The organism is Flavobacterium akiainvivens (genome assembly GCF_001278115.1).
GTDB lineage: Bacteria > Bacteroidota > Bacteroidia > Flavobacteriales > Flavobacteriaceae > Flavobacterium > Flavobacterium akiainvivens.
On the sequence record NZ_LIYD01000005.1, the window covers coordinates 4,150,829 to 4,168,954 of the forward strand.

Annotated in this window: 23 protein-coding genes; 12 read left to right on the forward strand and 11 right to left on the reverse strand. The window is 44.9% G+C overall.

Going from position 1 to position 18,126, the window contains the following annotated elements; all coding sequences use genetic code 11:
* The first annotated feature begins 8 nt into the window (after nucleotides 1-8).
* The 5 genes from AM279_RS18610 to AM279_RS18630 are packed head-to-tail and all read left to right on the forward strand — an operon-like array spanning nucleotide 9 to nucleotide 3,188.
* Entirely contained in the window at nucleotides 9-986 is a 978-nt protein-coding gene (locus AM279_RS18610) for a M23 family metallopeptidase (protein ID WP_054409554.1), read from the forward strand.
* Nucleotides 987-1,316: a MerR family transcriptional regulator gene (locus AM279_RS18615; protein ID WP_054409555.1), complete on the forward strand. Its 330-nt coding sequence runs from the start codon at nucleotides 987-989 to the stop codon at nucleotides 1,314-1,316.
* A gap of 20 nt (nucleotides 1,317-1,336) precedes the next feature.
* On the forward strand, nucleotides 1,337-1,927 hold the full coding sequence (locus tag AM279_RS18620) for a LemA family protein (protein ID WP_054409556.1): 591 nt from the start codon (nucleotides 1,337-1,339) through the stop codon (nucleotides 1,925-1,927).
* 11 nt (nucleotides 1,928-1,938) lie between these two features.
* Nucleotides 1,939-2,376, forward strand: a complete 438-nt coding sequence (locus AM279_RS18625; protein ID WP_054409557.1) for a TPM domain-containing protein — start codon at nucleotides 1,939-1,941, stop codon at nucleotides 2,374-2,376.
* A complete protein-coding gene (locus AM279_RS18630) occupies nucleotides 2,376-3,188 on the forward strand; it encodes a TPM domain-containing protein (RefSeq protein WP_054409558.1) in 813 nt (270 codons plus the stop codon). Before AM279_RS18625 ends, AM279_RS18630 begins: the two co-directional genes overlap by 1 nt.
* A gap of 58 nt (nucleotides 3,189-3,246) precedes the next feature.
* Here AM279_RS18630 and AM279_RS18635 read toward each other — a convergent pair whose 3' ends face one another.
* From AM279_RS18635 to AM279_RS18655, 4 genes are all read right to left on the reverse strand, one after another.
* Nucleotides 3,247-3,663, reverse strand: coding sequence for a hypothetical protein (locus AM279_RS18635; RefSeq protein WP_054409559.1), 417 nt, complete (start codon nucleotides 3,661-3,663; stop codon nucleotides 3,247-3,249).
* Nucleotides 3,664-4,198: 535 nt separating this feature from the next.
* Nucleotides 4,199-4,549 carry a hypothetical protein gene (locus AM279_RS18640; RefSeq protein ID WP_054409560.1) on the reverse strand — a complete coding sequence of 117 codons (351 nt, stop codon included), beginning with the start codon at nucleotides 4,547-4,549 and terminating at the stop codon, nucleotides 4,199-4,201.
* A 508-nt stretch (nucleotides 4,550-5,057) separates the two neighbouring features.
* On the reverse strand, nucleotides 5,058-5,858 hold the full coding sequence (locus AM279_RS18650; RefSeq protein WP_054409562.1) for a TIGR00266 family protein: 801 nt from the start codon (nucleotides 5,856-5,858) through the stop codon (nucleotides 5,058-5,060).
* Nucleotides 5,859-6,088: 230 nt separating this feature from the next.
* Nucleotides 6,089-6,814 (reverse strand): lycopene cyclase domain-containing protein, encoded by a 726-nt coding sequence (locus tag AM279_RS18655; RefSeq protein WP_054409563.1) that lies wholly within the window; start codon nucleotides 6,812-6,814, stop codon nucleotides 6,089-6,091.
* 131 nt (nucleotides 6,815-6,945) lie between these two features.
* Between AM279_RS18655 and AM279_RS18660 the strand changes: the two genes are divergently transcribed.
* Genes AM279_RS18660 through AM279_RS18675 form a run of 4 tightly spaced genes read left to right on the forward strand, consistent with a single transcriptional unit; the run spans nucleotide 6,946 to nucleotide 8,829 of the window.
* Nucleotides 6,946-7,413, forward strand: coding sequence for a hypothetical protein (locus AM279_RS18660; RefSeq protein ID WP_143090315.1), 468 nt, complete (start codon nucleotides 6,946-6,948; stop codon nucleotides 7,411-7,413).
* 54 nt (nucleotides 7,414-7,467) lie between these two features.
* Nucleotides 7,468-7,914, forward strand: coding sequence for a DUF2147 domain-containing protein (locus AM279_RS18665; RefSeq protein ID WP_054409565.1), 447 nt, complete (start codon nucleotides 7,468-7,470; stop codon nucleotides 7,912-7,914).
* 1 nt (nucleotide 7,915) lies between these two features.
* Complete coding sequence (locus tag AM279_RS18670; protein ID WP_054409566.1) at nucleotides 7,916-8,371, forward strand: hypothetical protein; 456 nt, start codon at nucleotides 7,916-7,918, stop codon at nucleotides 8,369-8,371.
* A complete protein-coding gene (locus tag AM279_RS18675; protein ID WP_054409567.1) occupies nucleotides 8,368-8,829 on the forward strand; it encodes a DUF2147 domain-containing protein in 462 nt (153 codons plus the stop codon). Before AM279_RS18670 ends, AM279_RS18675 begins: the two co-directional genes overlap by 4 nt.
* Nucleotides 8,830-8,877: 48 nt before the next feature.
* Here the strand turns inward: AM279_RS18675 and AM279_RS18680 are convergent, their stop codons facing one another.
* A complete protein-coding gene (locus tag AM279_RS18680) occupies nucleotides 8,878-9,654 on the reverse strand; it encodes a hypothetical protein (protein WP_054409568.1) in 777 nt (258 codons plus the stop codon).
* 199 nt (nucleotides 9,655-9,853) lie between these two features.
* Between AM279_RS18680 and AM279_RS18685 the strand changes: the two genes are divergently transcribed.
* On the forward strand, nucleotides 9,854-10,141 hold the full coding sequence (locus AM279_RS18685; RefSeq protein ID WP_054409569.1) for a hypothetical protein: 288 nt from the start codon (nucleotides 9,854-9,856) through the stop codon (nucleotides 10,139-10,141).
* Between the two features lie 71 nt (nucleotides 10,142-10,212).
* Here AM279_RS18685 and AM279_RS18690 read toward each other — a convergent pair whose 3' ends face one another.
* From AM279_RS18690 to AM279_RS18710, 5 genes are all read right to left on the reverse strand, one after another.
* On the reverse strand, nucleotides 10,213-10,467 hold the full coding sequence (locus tag AM279_RS18690) for a hypothetical protein (protein WP_054409570.1): 255 nt from the start codon (nucleotides 10,465-10,467) through the stop codon (nucleotides 10,213-10,215).
* Between the two features lie 200 nt (nucleotides 10,468-10,667).
* Nucleotides 10,668-10,958: a hypothetical protein gene (locus tag AM279_RS18695; RefSeq protein ID WP_054409571.1), complete on the reverse strand. Its 291-nt coding sequence runs from the start codon at nucleotides 10,956-10,958 to the stop codon at nucleotides 10,668-10,670.
* 68 nt (nucleotides 10,959-11,026) lie between these two features.
* Entirely contained in the window at nucleotides 11,027-11,890 is an 864-nt protein-coding gene (locus AM279_RS18700) for an SDR family oxidoreductase (protein ID WP_236688532.1), read from the reverse strand.
* Nucleotides 11,891-11,892: 2 nt separating this feature from the next.
* On the reverse strand, nucleotides 11,893-12,423 hold the full coding sequence (locus AM279_RS18705; protein ID WP_054409572.1) for a YciE/YciF ferroxidase family protein: 531 nt from the start codon (nucleotides 12,421-12,423) through the stop codon (nucleotides 11,893-11,895).
* A gap of 1 nt (nucleotide 12,424) precedes the next feature.
* Nucleotides 12,425-12,706 (reverse strand): hypothetical protein, encoded by a 282-nt coding sequence (locus AM279_RS18710; protein ID WP_143090316.1) that lies wholly within the window; start codon nucleotides 12,704-12,706, stop codon nucleotides 12,425-12,427.
* A 232-nt stretch (nucleotides 12,707-12,938) separates the two neighbouring features.
* Between AM279_RS18710 and AM279_RS18715 the strand changes: the two genes are divergently transcribed.
* Nucleotides 12,939-13,454, forward strand: a complete 516-nt coding sequence (locus AM279_RS18715; RefSeq protein ID WP_054409574.1) for a hypothetical protein — start codon at nucleotides 12,939-12,941, stop codon at nucleotides 13,452-13,454.
* A gap of 127 nt (nucleotides 13,455-13,581) precedes the next feature.
* The gene (locus AM279_RS18720; protein ID WP_054409575.1) at nucleotides 13,582-14,415 is read left to right on the forward strand and encodes a hypothetical protein; all 834 of its coding nucleotides are present in this window, start codon (nucleotides 13,582-13,584) and stop codon (nucleotides 14,413-14,415) included.
* Here the strand turns inward: AM279_RS18720 and AM279_RS18725 are convergent.
* Nucleotides 14,410-18,123, reverse strand: a complete 3,714-nt coding sequence (locus tag AM279_RS18725; RefSeq protein WP_054409576.1) for a metallophosphoesterase — start codon at nucleotides 18,121-18,123, stop codon at nucleotides 14,410-14,412. The genes AM279_RS18720 and AM279_RS18725 overlap by 6 nt on opposite strands.
* Nucleotides 18,124-18,126 lie beyond the last annotated feature (3 nt).

Here is an 18,126-nt window from a genome sequence, read left to right on the forward strand (position 1 = left end):
TTTAGCACATGGCGAAAGTAAAATACTATTACGATTCCGAAAACCTTGCGTTCCGGAAGATTAAGATAAAAAAGGGCACAAAGCTGGGCTATGCGGTGCTTTTTCTGGCTGCTGCTGCGCTGTTTGGCTTTTTGTGTTTTGTAATACTGCTTAACACCCCGTTTTTTGAAACGCCTAAAGACCGCCTGCAGGCCCGCGAAATAGAATACATGAAAATGCAGTATAACGAGCTGAGCCGCAAGTCTAAACTTATGGAAGAGGCCCTGAGCAGTATAGAAGACCGCGATAATAACGTGTACCGCACCTACTTTAACTCAACCCCCATAAGCGAAGAGCAGCGCAAGGCAGGCTTTGGCGGGGTTAACCGCTATTCGTTTCTTGAAGGGTATAACAACTCTGAACTGGTTGAGGCCACCACAAAACGCCTTGATGTGCTTGCAAAAGAGCTGGTTATACAAAGCAAATCGCTTGACGAAATAGCCAAACTGGCCAAAGATAAAAACAAGCTGCTGGCAGCAATACCTGCAATCCAGCCTGTTAAGAACGAAGACCTGCGCCAGATGGCATCGGGCTTTGGGTACCGTAGCGACCCGTTTACCAAAATACGTAAATTTCACGCCGGGATGGACTTCAGTGCCCGTACCGGTACACCTATTTATGCCACAGGAGACGGCGTGGTGAGCGCTGCCGATAACAAAATGTCGGGCTATGGAAACCGCGTGGTTATTAACCATGGCTATGGCTACCAAACGCTTTACGGCCACATGAGCAAGTTTGCAGTGCGCTCCGGCCAAAAGGTTAAGCGTGGCGATGTTATAGGCTATGTGGGTAGTACCGGCCGCAGCGAAGCGCCCCACCTGCATTATGAAGTGCATAAAAATGGCGAGGTGGTTAACCCGCTTAACTTCTATTATGGCAACATTTCTGCAAAAGAATACGTTTTAATTTCTAAATTAGCTAACCAGGAAAACCAATCGTTAGACTAAATGCATTTAGACCTTCCGGAAAAAAGATACTACAGCATAGGCGAACTCGCTAAGGCATTTGATGTAAATGCCTCTCTCATACGCTTTTGGGATAAGGAGTTTGATGTACTCAAACCTAAGAAAAACGCTAAGGGCAACCGCATGTTTACCCCCGAAGACGTTAAGAACCTGCAACTTATATACCACCTGGTTAAAGAGCGCGGCTTTACGCTTGAAGGGGCCAAGGTGCACCTTAAGGAAGGTAAAAAGAAAAGCATGGATAAGTTTGAGATTATCAGTAAATTAGAAGCTATAAAGGCCACGCTTTTAAACCTTAAAAACGAACTTTAATACTAAAAATAAACACTAAAATGAAAAAATGGATTATACCGGTATTAGTTATCGGTGCAATAGTTGTAATTGGCTTCTTTTGGGCTATGAACATCAAGAACGGTGCAATTGACAAGAACCAGCAGGTTGGCAAGGAGTGGGGTAACGTTGAAACGGCCTACCAGCGCCGTAACGACCTTATAGGTAACCTTGTAGAAACCGTTAAGGGTGCAGCAAACTTCGAAAAAAGCACGCTTGTTGAAGTTACCGAAGCCAGGAGCAAGGCCAACTCTGTACAGGTAGACCCGGCTAATGCCACTCCGGAGCAGCTTGCTGCCTTCAGCAGTGCACAGGCTAACCTTATGGGCTCTGTAAATAAGTTAATTGGCAACATTACCATCGAAAAATACCCGGAGCTTAAGAGCAACCAAAACTTCCTTAAACTACAGGATGAGCTTGCCTCTACTGAGAACACCATTCAAACCCAGCGCACGCGCTATAATGAAGTGGTTGAGGCCTATAACAACTACATCCTTAGGTTCCCTAACTCTATGTTCCTGGGTGAATATAAAGAGAAACCATTCTTTAAGGCCGTTGAAGGTGCTGATAAACCGGTACAGGTTAAATTCTAAAAACTAATATTATGCCCGGAACGGAAAATTTCTTAACGGCTCAGGACGAGCAGGTTATAGTGGCTGCCATTCAGCAGGCTGAAAAAAATACGTCAGGGGAAATAAGGGTTCATGTTGAAAACCATAGCGAAAAACCTCCGCTCGAAAGGGCACAGGAGGTTTTTCAGCATTTAGGCATGCAGGCAACGGCAGCCCGCAACGGGGTGCTGTTTTATGTGGGTATAGACGACCATACCTTTGCAATAGTAGGCGATGAGGGTATAGACAGGGCGGTAGAGCCTGATTTTTGGGACTGTACCAAAGATGTTGTGATTGCCCACTTTAAGGAAGGCCGCTTTGCCCAGGGGTTGTCTGAAGGTATTTTAAGGGCGGGAGACCGGCTTAAAACCTACTTTCCGTATGCTGATGATGATAAAAACGAATTGCCCGATACAATCTCAAGAGGATAATGAAACAATTGATATACAGTGTATTGCTTGCTTTTCTGTTAGTGCCCCAGGCACTTATGGCACAGTTTGAAATACCTAAAAAACCTGATTTTCAGACCAGTGTGTACGACTATGCCAAATTGCTTTCTGAAAGCGATAAAAGCAGGCTGGAAACCAAGCTGGTTAAATACTCCGATACCACTACTACACAGATAGTTATCGTTATAATCGAGTCGCTTAAAGGCGAAGATATTGGTATCCTTACACCCAAATGGGGCCATGCCTGGGGTGTGGGGGGAACCGAAAAAGATGATAACGGTGTGTTTATAATCCTTGCGCGAGATGAGCGAAAGATTTGGATATCACCGGGTTATGGGGTAGAAGACCGCATGACGGCAGGCGAGGTAGGCGAAATGACCCGCGAGGTTATAATCCCTTATTTTAAACAAAACGACTACTACGGAGGCCTTAATGCCGGTACCGATGCCATCTTTAAAATGCTGAACGGCAAGTACAAAGGAACCCGTAAAGGCAATTCAGGCGATGGCATGGGGGGCATTTTTGTGTTTATGGTCATTATAGCCATAATCATCATCATAGCAATTGCGTCTAAAAGAGGTGGCGGCGGAGGCCGTGGCCGTGGCAACCGTGGCTTTGATGGGTCAGATCTTCTTGATATAATGATACTTAGCAGCCTGGGCCGCAGCAGTGGCGGCTGGGGTGGCGGCAGTTCCGGCGGAGGCTGGGGCGGTGGGTCATCCGGCGGTGGCGGCTTTGGCGGAGGCTTCGGCGGCGGCGGCTTTAGTGGCGGCGGTGCCGGGGGCAGCTGGTAAAAATAACTAAGGGTTGGCAATTGCCAACCCTTTTTAATTCAGTGTGTTATATGTGTGCTTAAGGCCTTTGGGGTGTTCCCGGTGGCATAGTTGTAGTGGGCGGGGTGGTGGTTGGCGGCGGTGTAGTAGTAGGTGGGGTTGTTGTGGGTGGGGTAGTAGTAGGCACCTGTGGCTGCGTAGTAGTCTGAGGTACAGGTACTCCCGGTTGTGTGGGCTGCGTGGTACTGCCCGGTTGCGCCTCGTTTGGCCTGGTGGTGGTGGGCAGGCTGTTATTAGGCGGCGTATTGGCCGGTGTGGTGGTCTGCCCCTTCTTCATGTTGCTGTTAGGCAGCGTAGTAGACTTCTGTGGGTCGGTAGTGCTGCGGTCTGTAGTGGTGGTCCTGGTGCGATTTGTGGGGCTTTTTACGGTATCGGTCTGTGCTGAGGCTATGCCAAAAGCCAGCAGGGCGCCCAGCGTGTAGAATAACTTTTTCATCTTTAATGCATTTTTAGTTGTTTTACCTAAAATTACGGCCTATTTATGGGCTAACCGGCTCATTTAGCATTAATTAACCCCGCTTTAACCGCATTTTAGCATCGCCTTACTAAAAATTTTAAGATACCCTACTTTAAGTGCATTATCTCACTCAGAAATTACTTACATTTTAACATGAAATTAACGCTAATTTTTCACTTTCGGAGTTCTATATTCAGTTTTAAAGTTGAAGGTTGAAATGTTGTAAAGTTTTGGGTCGAATAACCAAGTTTAAAACTTGCAAAATTGCCCTCGAATTTTGCTTCAAAAATTTTTAGAAAATAATTTTATGTTTTGTTTGAAAATATTCTTAACTTTGCAGCATCAATTTTCCTCTCTCACATCACAATTTTTCAACCCAATTTTTCCTGAAGTTTTCAAAACCGGTCTGTTCTTTGAAATTTTGTAAATATAATTTTGGTTCAGGGATAAGTCCGAAGAATTATAAATAGTATTCATAATCTATGTACCATAAATTTCTTAAACATAAAAATATCTATTTACGCCCTTTTCCTCCACATTGGTAAGTAAAATGTAAAATGGTATCTTTTTTATGAATGCTAAAAACCAATTCACCTTTTCTTTTGATGAGTGTATCGCCAATACTTATGTATGGAGAGTAGTCAGCCCACCTTCGATAATTTTTTTTTGATTTACATGAGCATTGTTTTTTGGTAAAGGGATGAATTCCTTTGTAGTCAAATGAGGAGGTATATACATCTTTCGGTATTTCTTTTACTATTACAACACACGAATCTGCCTTATACATATTTTCATAATCAAAGCATGTAGGGTTATTACAACTTAGTAATCCTATACTTAAACTAAGTAAAATAAATCTCTTCATTTTTTAATTTGATAATAAATGATAAACCGTTTTCTGTACTCAACAGCTCCCGCTGGCGCAAGCATCCTGCTTGTGCCGTCCTATCAAATGTATCTAGGTATCTTGTAAAAACATCTAACCTTAAATAGTACCCTTTGTTTTTCTCATATTTTTTGACAGAAACCTGTAAACCACTCTGTTGAAAATAAAGAAAACAATTACCTGAATTAACAGTGAATATATATAATATTTACCTGCCAGCATTACCGAAAAACCAAATATACTAACTGGTAATGTTACAATGGCCAGGATTAACACCCAATTTCCATAATAAGGTGGATAAGTACACATTACAGCCAATGTGCCTAACCCAACATAAATTAATGAAATTAGAAAGGCTTTTATTTTTGTTTTTCTCTCAGGGTTTGTCATATCGTTATACCTTCTGCATCATATACACAAACACCCGGCCCATGTTTTACCAAACACAAGCCGGATGCCCTATAATTAATAAGCTGGTGCAGCAGCACTAAAAACGGTTATCACCATCCAGCAGGTTGCCCAGGCCGCCCAGTATACTGCCTTCGCCACGCTGCTGCCCGCCGCCCTGTGGTGCAGAAGCATAAATCCTGCCCGCCAGCCTGCTAAACGGCAACGATTGTATATAGGCCACACCGGGGCCGCGCAGCGTGGCATAAAACAAGCCCTCGCCGCCAAAAATGGTGTTTTTAATGCCACCTATAAACTCAATATCATAATCAACCGTAGGGGAAAAGCCCACAATACAGCCGGTGTCTACCTTTAGCACTTCGCCGGCCTGTAGCTCCTTGCGTGCCAGGGTGCCACCTGCGTGCACAAAGGCCAGGCCGTCGCCCTCAAGCTTTTGCATAATAAACCCTTCGCCGCCAAAAAGCCCGCGGCCCAGCTTACGGCTAAACTCAATGCCCACCGTTACACCCTTTGCGGCGCATAAAAAGGCGTCTTTCTGGCAAATAAACTTACCGCCAAATTCCGTAAGGTCAAGCGGGACAATTTTACCCGGATAGGGCGATGCAAAGCTCACCTTGCGCTTGCCATGCCACTGGTTCAGGAACACCGTCATAAACAGGCTTTCGCCCGTAAGCAGGCGCTTGCCCGCGCTAAACAGCTTGCCCATAAAGCCCTCGTTCTGGTTACTGCCATCGCCAAAAATAGTGTTCATGGCAATGCCCTCGTCCATCATCATAAAGCTGCCGGCTTCAGCCACAACAGCCTCCTGCGGGTCGAGCTCAATTTCTACATATTGCATTTCCTCACCATAAATATGGTAATCAATTTCGTGTGCTATCATTTTTCTTAGATTGTTGGAATTTTAGATTATTGGATAATTAGATTGTTCGATATTTCGATTGTTCGATGTTTCGATGGTTCGACTGCTCAATGGTTCGATGTTTCGACTGCTCGATTGCTGCAATCTGCCACCTGCCACCTGCCACCTGCAATCTGCCACCTGCCATCTGCCAACTGAACACTGAACACTGAACACTGAACACCCAATAAGTATCCTAATATTCTGTTTTGTTACACCGCCACGCTGCTGTTTTGTTTGGCCGGTGCAGTAGCGGTATTTTTAACCCTGATGCTTCCGCTTGCAAACGCGTGAGATATGCCTGCCATACAGCCCCAGCTAAAATACCAGCACAGTTCGGTAACCGGTATGTGGCCCAGTACGGTAACGCCCATTTTGGTTTGGGCCAGCAGCCAGTATTTATCCCAGTAGGTAGTGTTTAAAAGGTTAAACAAAAAGGTATACACCGGCAGTACCACCACCAGCATCAGCAGGCCGCTTACAAGCCCCCTGCGGGCCAAATCAGGCCGAATGTATATCATGATCGCCGTACATACCAAAAACGTAATACAGCTCACTACAATAGAGTTTATGCCCAGCCACACGTTGCACACCATCATGGCGGCCACCCCGCCCAGGAAAAGCTGCCCAAACAGTTTTTTGCGCTTTTTGCCGACCGGCTGCATGTTGATGTTAAAAAACGCCTCATAAATAACGGCGGCAAGCCCGGTAACGCTAAAGCCAAAAATAAAATCTTCAATGCTCACTACCGTTTGCCCAAGCAGGGTGGGTGGGTGCCAGTAATCTTTAAAATACCAGTATTCGGCAATAAAGCCCGCCAGACCGCCCATAAGGCTGGTACGCAGCATTTTTTTGCGAAGTGCGGGTTTTAGCAGGTAAATGGCTGCCCAGGGCAATATGAGCAGCATCCCTATAAGGAGGTAGGTAACTGTGTCCATAAAAAACAATTGGTTGGTTGATTATTTCAAATGTAATGATTTAGATGTTAGGTTGTTAGGGTGTTAGGGTGTTTTAAAATTAAGCGTGGCGGGTGTGTAAAATGCGTATCTTAGCAGCAAATACTGGCCTTATGAAAAAACTTCTTATCCTTTTTACACTGCTCGCAGCCGTTAGCCTTAGTGCGCAAATAACCGAAAAAGACCTGCTGGGTGAGTGGAAGCCTACACACGCAGAAATTTTGGGCTGTAGCGTTAACGTAATAACTTTAGAGGTTTTAATTTCTGATGATACAAAAGAATTACTTGCAAAACTGGATAAAACAGAACAAGCCTTTAAACAGGAAGTCTTAGACCTTGTAAAGACAAATTTTAATACTGTGAGTATAGCTTTTATTGAAGGAAGTAAGCTTAAATTTAACAGGCATGGAGTAACTACTGAATCAGTGTATGTTATTGAAGAAAAAAATAGTAAGACTATTATAAAAAGCCCGGTTAAAGAAACTGATTTTACTATCAGCATTTCTCAAGGAAAACTCGAAATTACAGATAAAGATAACAAGCGGGATGTAGTATTAATCTTTGATAAAGAAGTAAAATAATATAGCTGGGTGCACTGTCTCAACTTATAGTACCGTACAAATATAAAATTGAATATGAAAAAACTACTTTTTACCCTTACACTGTTTATTGCCTTTGCCACGCAGGCGCAAACCCTTACCGAAAAAGACCTGCTGGGCACCTGGAAGCTGAGCACCTCCACCATGCACGGCGTACTCATTAATTTTGAAACCGGGAAGGTTACAACTACCGAGGGCTATGAAGATGCCTACAGCCCGGAAGAGATTCAAAAAATAGAGCAGGGCATTAAGGGCGAGCACCCTTTTCCGCTTAGTGTTACTTTTGATAAAGGAAACAGCATTACGTTTCTCGTAGGTAAAGAGAAAGAACAGCATACCTATGAGCTTATTGTAAAAAACGGCAAAACGTTTATTGGAGATGGCACTGATGAATATGAGGTGCAGTTAGAAAACGCCACTGTAATTACCTTTTTTTATGCTAATGAAGACGACGGCAATGTAACCATATCATTTAAGAAGTAACATGAAGCTAAAGTTTATACTAATAGCCTTGTTTGTTGCATTTGCCACGCAGGCGCAAACCATTACCCAAGAAGGCCTTTTGGGCAAATGGCACATGGCAAAATTTGAAATGGATGGCGTATTTTTCAATTTTGAAACCGCCCAGGTTACCGCCGGCAATGGCACTACCCTAAGCCCTGAAGAAGTCAAACAATTAAAAGAGGAGCTTACCGGGGCTGTGGCCGAACAGCTTAAATCGAACACCATGACCTTTAAGCCCGGCGGAAAAGTAATAATGGCAGAGGGCGAGAAATCACAGGAGGTACAGTACACCCTTAGCAATAAAGAGGATAAGCAAACGTTAGTTGTAAAGGTTCCCGAAGAAATGGTGTTTTTTGTAGCTATAAAAGACAATTTTTTAGAACTTACCATAAACGGGCACAACCCCATAACCATGTACCTGAAAAAAGATAAATGAAAAAACTGATAGTATTGTTTGCCCTGTTTGCAGGGTTTACTCTAAGTGCACAGGCCATTACCGAAGAAGACCTTTTGGGCGACTGGACCCTGCGCAAAATAAGCCTTATGGGCAACCTGGCCGACCTTAAAACCGGCGAAGTACAGGTTAGCGACGAATTTGCCAAAGAAAAAGGCCAAACCAAAGAAGCCCTGGCCGAACAGTTTAAAAAAAGGCTACCCGGCATGCAGGGGTCGCTGTTGTTTATTTCGGGCAGGCGCATGCAGTACCAGATTGGTAGTAAAGACCTTTCTATAGGTACCTATGTGTTTGTTCAGGAAGGCGAAAAACAATACCTGGCAGATGAATACAGCGGCACAAAGATGCTGGTGTATTTTAAAGACGGCCTGTTGTACTGGGAAGTACTGGGCAACGAAGGCCTTATAACCATGGCCTGGCAACGCGCCGAACAAAAATAAAAAAGCCGCCTGATTTTCAGGCGGCTTTTTTATTGTATAGTAAAACACTTAGTTAGGCGCTACAGTAGTGGTCATAATAGTTTTGCCTTTCATGCCCACTGTTACACCGGCTTCTGCCATACTAAAAGTTGCGTCTATATCCAGGTCCTGAGACGGTACATATTTAGCATCAGTTAAATAAATCATGGTACCGGTCATTTTCATTTTACCTTTCATGTTTACACCCTGGGTGCTAACCTCAAGAGGGCTGTCAAGCAGTACATCAAAAGTAGCTTTGTTGCCTTCAACTTTTTTAAGTGTATAGGTAATAACCATATCTTTACCACCAAAATCCATACCGCCCATGCTTACAGGCAGGTTGTTATAAGTAAAGCTTTCGCCCACTTTTACTTTTTTAGCCTCAGTAGGAAACTGGCTCAGCACCTTTGAAAAAGCCTCTTTTAGTTGCTCCTGCGCTTCGGCAGGCACGCTGGCCATTTCTACCTTGTCAAATACAGGGGCCCCTTTGCTAAAATGGCCCACAAACTTGTTATTGTTAAATTCTTCGGCATTAGGCATCATATCGTTTTCCATTTTCATGTTGGCGGTAAAAGGTATATCGCCATTGGCAGCAGCCTTATCTGTTTTAATGGTATAGATAAACGCCATAGCAAGAGGTTGTTCCATATTGCCCTGGCCTTCCTGGCCTATGTCCATCATCACATCCATATCCATTTTTTGGGTATAGGTGCTGTTTTGCTTGTAGTCCATCTTAAAATCAATAGTCTGGGCAAAAGCCGCTGCATTAACCGCAAGAGCGGCAATTACTGTAAATACTTTTCTCATAGTTTGTAAAAATTGTTATTGTCCTCCGCTATAGGCAGATGGTGTTCAGGCCCCAAATATAGTGCTTCCCACAGCATTTTGGCAATAATTAGCATAGCCTTACCATTTTTAACAGTTTTTAGCCTAAGCTTAGCACCACTACAACAGTTGGGGCGCTAAACAGGGGTTAATTTTATATAAATTTTTAAAACTAAAAGCCATGAAAAAGAGTCTACTATCGCTGTTTGCGCTATTTGCCGTTAGCATAGCCTCAGCACAAAGCTACATTAAGCAACCAGACCCCACTACTTATGAAGTAGTTAACGCCAAACCCGCGCCACAACCCGAAACCACTACTACAACAACCCAAACCCAGCCTGAAGCCCCGGCTCCTGAAAAAGCCCCGGAAGCCACAACCCAGGCCGATACTAAAGAAGCTGCACCGCAAAAAACAGAGCAGCCTGCCACCATGCCTAAAGAAGCTGCGCAGCCCCGCAGCAGGAAATAAACAAAACCACATAAAATACATAAGCCACCTGAAAGGGTGGCTTACTTTTTTAAAAAAAGGTGAATAGTTTTTTACATAAAACCGCCGCGTGTTGGGTGGTTATCGGTACGGGTAATGTTTCTACCATCCCTAACAGGTGTCCTGTGGCTAACCAGGTGGCTATGGTGCTGGTGGTGGCCAGTAGTTGCCACCTGTTTGGGGAAGGTGGCAAGTTCATCAGGATTTACATCGGCAGGTTCTTCATAATAAGGGTTGCCAAAAAATCCTTCTTGTGCTGGTACGCCCTGACCCTCCAGGCCCTGGCCGTAATTAACATCGGTTGCCATTCTAACAGTTGATTTTATTACAGTAAAGGTAATAAATATTTGTAAATATTTCAATACAAAAGCCTTAAAATAATAATATCGCAAAAACGATATAGTTGCATTATTTTGTTATAAATGTAAAAAGAGCGCCAATCAGCGCCCTTTTTGTGGTTTTATAAATAATTTTCAATCTTTAAATCATTCAATTTTTCAATCAGATATTACATAAACCCATCCCTCTCGGGGTTATTATCGGTACTAATAATATTGCGGCCTTCCCTAACCGGGTTGCGCTTGGTATTAATACCGTGGATTTCGTTTTCATTTTCAATATCTGCCGCCGATACCTTCTCTGCCGGTGGCGGATAGCTGGCCAATTCTACAGGGTTGGTAATGGCCGGGTCTTCATACGGCATATTGTCATAAGACTGGTGAGGGCCTTTTTTAAACTCGTTCCTTTCCGGTTGCCTGTTGGCCTGCTGGCCCACACGGCTGTTTGTGTTATCTTCCATGGTACTATATTTTAGTTTTAAGTTTAATTCAAAAAATCTGAAATCTAAATTCTTAAATCTGAAATGGCTTAGCTTTCCGTCATCTCCCCACCATTTACATGAATAATCTGGCCGGTAATATAACTGGCATCTGTACTGGCTAAAAATACATAGGCAGGGCCTACCTCGCTGGGCTGCCCGGCACGCTTCATAGGGGTGTCCTGGCCAAATTTTGCTACATGCTCCGGTTCAAAACTGGCAGGTATAAGGGGTGTCCATATAGGCCCCGGGGCTACACCGTTTACACGGATGCCTTTTTCGGCCAGCATGCCGCTTGTTGAACGTGTAAATGCCACAATGGCGCCTTTGGTACTGCTGTAATCTATAAGGTGCACACTGCCGCGGTATGCCGTAACCGAAGTGGTGTTAATAATACTGTCGCCTTCTTTAAGGTAATTCAGCGCTTCGCGCGTCATGTAAAAAAACGGGAGTATGTTAGTTTCAAACGTTTCGCGCACCTGGCTGCCGGTTATATCTTTAAATTCCTTTTGAGGGAACTGCACTGCGGCATTGTTAACCAGTATATTTATACCCCCTAAATATTCTGCGGTATGTATAACTGCCTTGCGGCAAAAGTCTTCGTTTTTAAGGTCGCCGCTCATAATTATACATTTGCGGCCTTCGGCCTCAACCAGGCGTTTGGTTATTTCGGCATCGCGGTGTTCGTCATAATACACAATGCACACATTAGCCCCCTCACGGGCAAAGTGAACGGCAACACTGCGCCCTATACCGCTGTCGCCACCGGTTATAAGGGCAACTTTGCCTAAAAGCCTGCCGCTTGCTTTATAGCTGTCGCTAATAATTTCCGGCTCGGGGTTCATGTCGTGTTCAAAACCGGGTTGCCTTTGGTGCTGCGGCGGAAATTGCGAAGGTTTTGTTTGCATATCCATAACTATATCTCTTTATCTGCTGCCTCAATATTAATATGGCTTTCGGCAATGCCGGTAAGCAGCAGGTCCATGCCTTTTTCTTCTTCAAGGGTTTGCTCCAGCAGCATAATAATGCTTTCTTCGCGCAGGGCAATGGCATAAGCGCGAATGGTGCCATAGCAGGCTATTTCATAATGCTTTATTTTTTGCAGCACGGCAATTATGCCTGCATCGCGCACCACACCCTGTTGTGTGGTGTGTATAAGCCCCTCGGCCTCTTTAATAAGGCATTGCAGGGCTTCATAAGGCAATTCCTGGCGTGTGGTGCCTGTGGCATAAAACACATCTTCAAGGCGCATAATATGCCCGCGGGTCTGCTCGGTATGTTTTTCCAGCAGCTGCACAAGGTCTTTGCTTGTGGCCTGCACAATAATGCCCTTTAGCATATTGCCCATAACGCCCTCTGCCCAGTACAGCTCTTTCAGCTGGGTTTCAAAAAGCGCCCGCAGTTCGGTAGCCTCATTATAATTATCCTTTGCAATGCTTGTTTGCATATTACTTGTTGTTTTGCAGGGTGTCTCCCGCCATTTTTACTTCGGTAGGCTCGCCGGCTGCGGCCTGTGCCTCCATTTTTGCACCCAGTGCCGGTTTGCCGCGGCTTATGTAAAACTGGTTTTCATGCGTTTCGAGCCCGGGGCCCTGCAGCTTATGGTTGTAGGGGTGCTGTGCCTGGAGTTTGTCTTCGGCTTTCTGTTCTTTTGTACGGGTATCGCACGATGCAAAAAGCGTAACGGCAACACCGGTAAACAGCATATATTTTAAAGCGGGATTCATCATAATCAAAGGCTTTTTAGTTACCTTAAAATTACCAATATGCTTTGGGCTGCGCTATACAATTAACGCATATTAACTTCAATTAACGCATGATTAACAGCGCTATACCTGCACTTCATCGTAAAAAATATTCATTTAAACGTTTTTCATCTATAATTTAATTACGTTAAAAAACAGGTCTGTATGTTTGCCGTATAAATAATGCAAACGACATAAAAATTACCAGTTTATACCAATGAAAAAATTACTACTTTTTGTTCCGTTCCTTTCTCTTTTTGTTGCCTGTTCAGCCGATACCGATACCGAAGAACTTGCTAACTATAAAACATCATATTCTCCGGCAAGGGAAATGCTTGTTTCAGAATTCCCTTCAGATGGCGCTTTAAACACAAGCTGCGTTAAAAAGCTATCGGCGGCTGCATCACTAAAAACAACAAATGGCCCGGGCACCGGCACACTTACTTTTACAGCCCAGGTTACTAATTCGCCATCAGGTAATTACAAGGCAAGGGTTGAAATACAGCAACTTTCAGATTGTGATGATTTTAACAGCACAACCGGAAACGCAGTAGCTTTTACAAACGATGTAATTTACAGCAATATAGGCACTAATGCCCCACAGGTTACAGGTGTAAGCCCGTCGGCTACATTTGCATGTTATAAGTGGAGGCTCGTTATTGAAGGAGTTTCAAATTCAGGTTCTGTAACCTGCAACTCTAAGACAGCATGGTATGACGCACCACTTTTTTAAGTACTTTGATTTTTTTAGTAGTGGAAAAACCATCGGGAAACCGGTGGTTTTTTGTTTTTATTAAATCATACTTAATAGTAGCGCTTTGTATTAAAAAGCTTACTACTTTTACACAAAATGCAACGCCATGAAATACCTTATTGCCTTACTTGCTGTTATTACCGCCTGTTCTGCCACAAAAGAAAATAAACTTAAGGAAATAGCTTCGCTGCCGCTTAAAGAGGTGTCAGGGCTTGAATATATAAACGGCAAGCTGTATGCCATAGAGGACAGTGGCAATAAAAACAAGCTGTACCGCCTGGGTTTAGACGGCAGTATTGAAAAATCATACACACAGGAATTTAAAAACATAGACTGGGAAGACCTTGCGTCTGATGCGCAGGGCAATATTTGCATAGGTGATTTTGGCAATAACGAAAACGACCGCAAAGACCTGGCTATTTATAAAGTGGCGGCTAATAAGCCCGACAGCCTGTTGTATAAAATAGAATTTAAATATCCTGACCAAACTGAATTTCCGCCAAAAAAGGCCGGACTACTGTTTGATGTTGAGGCGTTTTTTGAATACAAAGGCAATTTTTACCTGTTTACCAAAAACCGCAGCAAAGGTTTTGACGGCACCATAACCCTGTACAAAGTGCCCGATGCGCCGGGTAGCCATACGGCCACAAAACTGGGCACCATGAACACCTGCGACAACTACAAGCGTTGCGCCATAGCCGGGGCCGATATAAGCCCTGATGGAACTAAAGCGGTACTTATAAGCGGCGAAAACGTATGGCTGCTTACTGATTTTGCCAATGGCGATTTTGCCAAAGCAACCGTTAAGCAGCTCAACCTGGGCCACCTTACACAAAAAGAAGGAATATGCTTTAAAGACAGCAACACCCTGCTTATTGCCGATGAAAAAGACAACGGCACAGGTGGTAAACTGTATGAGGTAAAACTATCTGACCTATAAACCAAAGTTTAAATTTACCGCAAGGCGGGGGCCGTCGCTGCTAAAAAACAATTGTGTTTTTAGCGTAAGCATATCGGCGCCGTTTACCCAAAAGCCGCCACCGCTGCTGGTGTGCCATTTTTCGCTTTCTTCTCCCGGCAGCCACACACGCCCGTAGTCAAATCCGGCTGCAAGGCCATACTTAAGCGGTATAAAGCTTTTTACACTGCCTATGGTATAGTTTAAATCGCTGCTTTGGTACACAAAATGCCTGCCGGTAAAACGCTCGCGCCTAAAGCCGCGCAGCTCATTTCCGCCAAGGGTTGCCGCCTGGTAAAACTCAAAATTGTTATTAAAAATGGCCTTGCCTTTAACCGTAGTAGCAAATACAAGGGCGTTGTCTGATGTAATTTTGTGCACAAAGGTTATACCTGCCTCAGCATAAGGGAAACGCCTTTCAATTTCGTCAAGGCTTACTTTGTAGCCTGCCTGCACATAAAACTGCATACCCAGCGATGGCAGCGAACGGCTGTCAAAATTCTCAAATTTATACAGCGCTTCAAGCCCGCCATACTGGCGGTGTTCAAACAGCCTTTCGGCAATGGCGCCGGGCTGGTTTATAAAACGGCCGTTTGTACCGTCGACCTCTATGGTTTCAAACGGGGCTTTAAATTCTACAAAGCTGCCGTTGCGCCCCTCTTTAAAAAACGACGGCGCCACCCTGAATACCTGTAGCTTTACACGGTTGTAATTCATACCCAGGTCATCATCGTCATTGCCGGTTTCGTTACCCCATCCAAAAAAGTTTATGCTAAAATTAGGGCTGGTATACAGCGCATCGAGTGCAAAGTTCCAGCGGCTGGCAATATTCATAAACGTACCGCGGTAGCCCAGCTCAAAGCCGTGTGTGGCAAAAAAGTAATTGGCCCTTATGCTGTGCTTTTGCGAATAAGGCCTGCGGTTAAAGTTATTTACAGTATAATTTACCAATACCCCCAGCTTTAGTAAATCATCGGGGTTATAGCCCACCAGCGGATAGCCGGCCCATACGTTGTAGGCCGGTTTTTCAGGGTCGTAGCTGTTGGTTTCATAATCATCGCTAAGCATAAGGCGGGTTTTGCCGTCTACAGCATAACTGTTTTTCTTGCTTTTAAAGTCGTATATGCGCACGCGTTTACCGTTTTCAACAGTATATGTGTCGTTGTTCTGGCCGCCAATAAGGCGCAGCATAATGGCTTTATCGGGGTCGCCTTTTACCTCAAATACATCATCGTCATCAAGGCCGTATACCCAAATTTCCTTAGTCTCTTTTTTAGAATACGTGTGTTCTGTAAGCTTTTCCCCGCCGTCTTTTTTAAGGCTGTATACCTCCACTTTAGTGTGGCCTTCGGGCAGGCGGGTAATAACAAACTTCTCTTTCTTATCAGTACCCGTAACCATTACTGTGCTAAGCAGCACCTTGCGGTATGCCACGGCATAGTCGGCCAGTTTTTCACGGCGGGTCTTAAGGTTGGCCTTTATGGTTTCAATATGGCTGTCCTGCAGTTCCTGTGGCAGTTTGGCAAAAGCCTTATCAATAGCCTCATCGGTAAGGTGTTCTTTAAGGTATTGGGCCTCCTGTAGCCACTGCGCTTCGCCGGCCTCTTTTATCATGGTGAGGTCAAGCGCATAAGGCTCGCGGTTAAGCCATTTTACATTACGAATGTCATCTTTAAACGTTTGCATGTGGCGTAGCGCGGGTACATTCATAACTACAGATAGCAGCGCCCCGTCATATTTAGGGAACGCCTGGTCCCTGTCGCGCGGAATGGGCTTGTATACCACCTTGTCTTTACCGTCATAACGTGCCCAGCGCCACTGGTCGGCATGGCGGTCCCAGTCGCCCACCAGCATATCAAACAGCCTTACCCTAATGTAAGCGCCCTCATCAACGGTATACTTAGGGCTTTTAATCAGGTTGGCCAGTACATCGTCAGTCCCCTCAATATCATCGGCTTTGCCAAAGCTCTCAAGGTCTTTAAACTCCTTGCCAGGATGTTCCTCTACCATGTACAGCTCATCACCATACAGCTCGTTGTTTTCCTTAAGGGCATTTTGTTTGGGTATATAATACAGCTCAGGATTGGTGTGCAGTATGCCCACGGCTTCCTCAAGCTTATCTACAACAAATGGTGTGTAGGGATGCGCTGTGGTATAAAAGTCAAACAAAAAGTCTTCGGCAAAGGTATTTTCAAACTCATCGCCTACATATTTCTCTTTAAATGCCACCGCCTGAAGAAAACGCGTAGCGCTCTTTTTAACGCCGCGCATTACAAACTCACGGCCTTTTTTATCAACCAGGCGCAGCGAGTTACTCTGGTGGCCGCCGCCCATTCGCCCGGGTTCAAAACCACCGTGCAGGGTATCTATCTCCGCCACAGGAACCGTTACCGGCCTGCTGTATACATCGCTGTAATGTTTGCCAAATAAAAAGCGGTAAAAGCCACTCTTTTTAGTCATCTCCGGTGTATAGACTGATGTGGTTATGGTGGTAGGGAATGTATCAGGGTATTCCTTTAGCACAGGCTTGCTTTTTTGCAGCATGGTGCGCTCAAATATTTTTTCTTCACCATCGCCTTTAAGGGCAAAGTAAGTTACGCGCGCCAGTCCGCCGGGCAATACATCAAGTGTAGCATAGCCGGTGCCGCCATAGCTAAAATCATCGGGGTTTATGGCGCGGGCGGCCTCTACTTTACTGCCGCTGCCGCTAATAACCTGGTTAATGTTGTCTTTGTGTAAAAATTGCAGGTTGTGGTCGTGCCCGCTTAAAACCACCACATTGTTGCGGCCCTGTATAAGGGTTTTAATGCGGTTGCTTAGTGTGCTGTACACCCGGCTTTGCAGGTCTTGTGTACTGGCCCCCGAAGCCTTGCGCGCCAGGTTCATCATAGTGCCTATAACCGGCAGCGGTATTTTAACGCTAAGCGGAAAAAGCTGCTTTTGCATGCTAAACTGCCCGCCGTGTGTGCCGTTGCTCATAAGCGGGTGGTGTATGGCCAGCAGTATGGTTTTGTCCTGGTTTTTATTAATCAGGCTTTCCAGCTCGGTAAACATTTGCTCACGCGTTTTAATAGGGCAGTCGTCGTTTATAATAGGGTAGTGGTCCCAGTCTTCTATAAACCACTGGCTGTCTATAGTAATAAGGGTGATGCTGTCGCCTACCGAAATATCGTTAATACCGCAGCCATTTCCGGGTAGGAACACCTTTTTCTGGTCAATGTGTTTTTTTATGAATTTTTCCTGCTCGTTAAGCCCGTCAAGCCCGTTATACCAATCGTGGTTGCCGGGTATAAAATGGGTTTTGCCTTTAAAATTTTTGGCAATGGCTATTTGCGCCAGCAGCGATTCCTCGGCTTCCCGGCGGCCTTCTTCGCCTTCTTTTGGCATGCCCAGCGGATAAATATTATCGCCCATAAACATAAGGGTGGCATCTTTACCTTCCTTATCCAGCTTTTGCCTGATTATGCCCAGCAGTTTTTGCGCATGCGGCGCATTGGCATAGCCGGCATCGCCCACCAGGTAAAACCGGTGAACGGCAGGGGTTTGGGCTGTGCTATCGGCCGGCGGGCCTGCATTAACCCCATACTGCACATGGTGTGTGGCACACCCCGTTAGCAGGAAAATTACAGCCATAGATACCCCATAGCCAATATTTAACAATGCCTTGCGTTTAACCCAAAAGAATTTCATAAT

Coding starts and splice junctions, on each gene's coding strand:
- AM279_RS18610 (WP_054409554.1), top strand. CDS start 9: ATGGCGAAAGTAAAATACTATTACGATTCCGAAAACCTTGCGTTCCGG.
- AM279_RS18615 (WP_054409555.1), top strand. CDS start 987: ATGCATTTAGACCTTCCGGAAAAAAGATACTACAGCATAGGCGAACTC.
- AM279_RS18620 (WP_054409556.1), top strand. CDS start 1,337: ATGAAAAAATGGATTATACCGGTATTAGTTATCGGTGCAATAGTTGTA.
- AM279_RS18625 (WP_054409557.1), top strand. CDS start 1,939: ATGCCCGGAACGGAAAATTTCTTAACGGCTCAGGACGAGCAGGTTATA.
- AM279_RS18630 (WP_054409558.1), top strand. CDS start 2,376: ATGAAACAATTGATATACAGTGTATTGCTTGCTTTTCTGTTAGTGCCC.
- AM279_RS18635 (WP_054409559.1), bottom strand. CDS start 3,663: ATGAAAAAGTTATTCTACACGCTGGGCGCCCTGCTGGCTTTTGGCATA.
- AM279_RS18640 (WP_054409560.1), bottom strand. CDS start 4,549: ATGAAGAGATTTATTTTACTTAGTTTAAGTATAGGATTACTAAGTTGT.
- AM279_RS18650 (WP_054409562.1), bottom strand. CDS start 5,858: ATGATAGCACACGAAATTGATTACCATATTTATGGTGAGGAAATGCAA.
- AM279_RS18655 (WP_054409563.1), bottom strand. CDS start 6,814: ATGGACACAGTTACCTACCTCCTTATAGGGATGCTGCTCATATTGCCC.
- AM279_RS18660 (WP_143090315.1), top strand. CDS start 6,946: ATGAAAAAACTTCTTATCCTTTTTACACTGCTCGCAGCCGTTAGCCTT.
- AM279_RS18665 (WP_054409565.1), top strand. CDS start 7,468: ATGAAAAAACTACTTTTTACCCTTACACTGTTTATTGCCTTTGCCACG.
- AM279_RS18670 (WP_054409566.1), top strand. CDS start 7,916: ATGAAGCTAAAGTTTATACTAATAGCCTTGTTTGTTGCATTTGCCACG.
- AM279_RS18675 (WP_054409567.1), top strand. CDS start 8,368: ATGAAAAAACTGATAGTATTGTTTGCCCTGTTTGCAGGGTTTACTCTA.
- AM279_RS18680 (WP_054409568.1), bottom strand. CDS start 9,654: ATGAGAAAAGTATTTACAGTAATTGCCGCTCTTGCGGTTAATGCAGCG.
- AM279_RS18685 (WP_054409569.1), top strand. CDS start 9,854: ATGAAAAAGAGTCTACTATCGCTGTTTGCGCTATTTGCCGTTAGCATA.
- AM279_RS18690 (WP_054409570.1), bottom strand. CDS start 10,467: ATGGCAACCGATGTTAATTACGGCCAGGGCCTGGAGGGTCAGGGCGTA.
- AM279_RS18695 (WP_054409571.1), bottom strand. CDS start 10,958: ATGGAAGATAACACAAACAGCCGTGTGGGCCAGCAGGCCAACAGGCAA.
- AM279_RS18700 (WP_236688532.1), bottom strand. CDS start 11,890: ATGGATATGCAAACAAAACCTTCGCAATTTCCGCCGCAGCACCAAAGG.
- AM279_RS18705 (WP_054409572.1), bottom strand. CDS start 12,423: ATGCAAACAAGCATTGCAAAGGATAATTATAATGAGGCTACCGAACTG.
- AM279_RS18710 (WP_143090316.1), bottom strand. CDS start 12,706: ATGATGAATCCCGCTTTAAAATATATGCTGTTTACCGGTGTTGCCGTT.
- AM279_RS18715 (WP_054409574.1), top strand. CDS start 12,939: ATGAAAAAATTACTACTTTTTGTTCCGTTCCTTTCTCTTTTTGTTGCC.
- AM279_RS18720 (WP_054409575.1), top strand. CDS start 13,582: ATGAAATACCTTATTGCCTTACTTGCTGTTATTACCGCCTGTTCTGCC.
- AM279_RS18725 (WP_054409576.1), bottom strand. CDS start 18,123: ATGAAATTCTTTTGGGTTAAACGCAAGGCATTGTTAAATATTGGCTAT.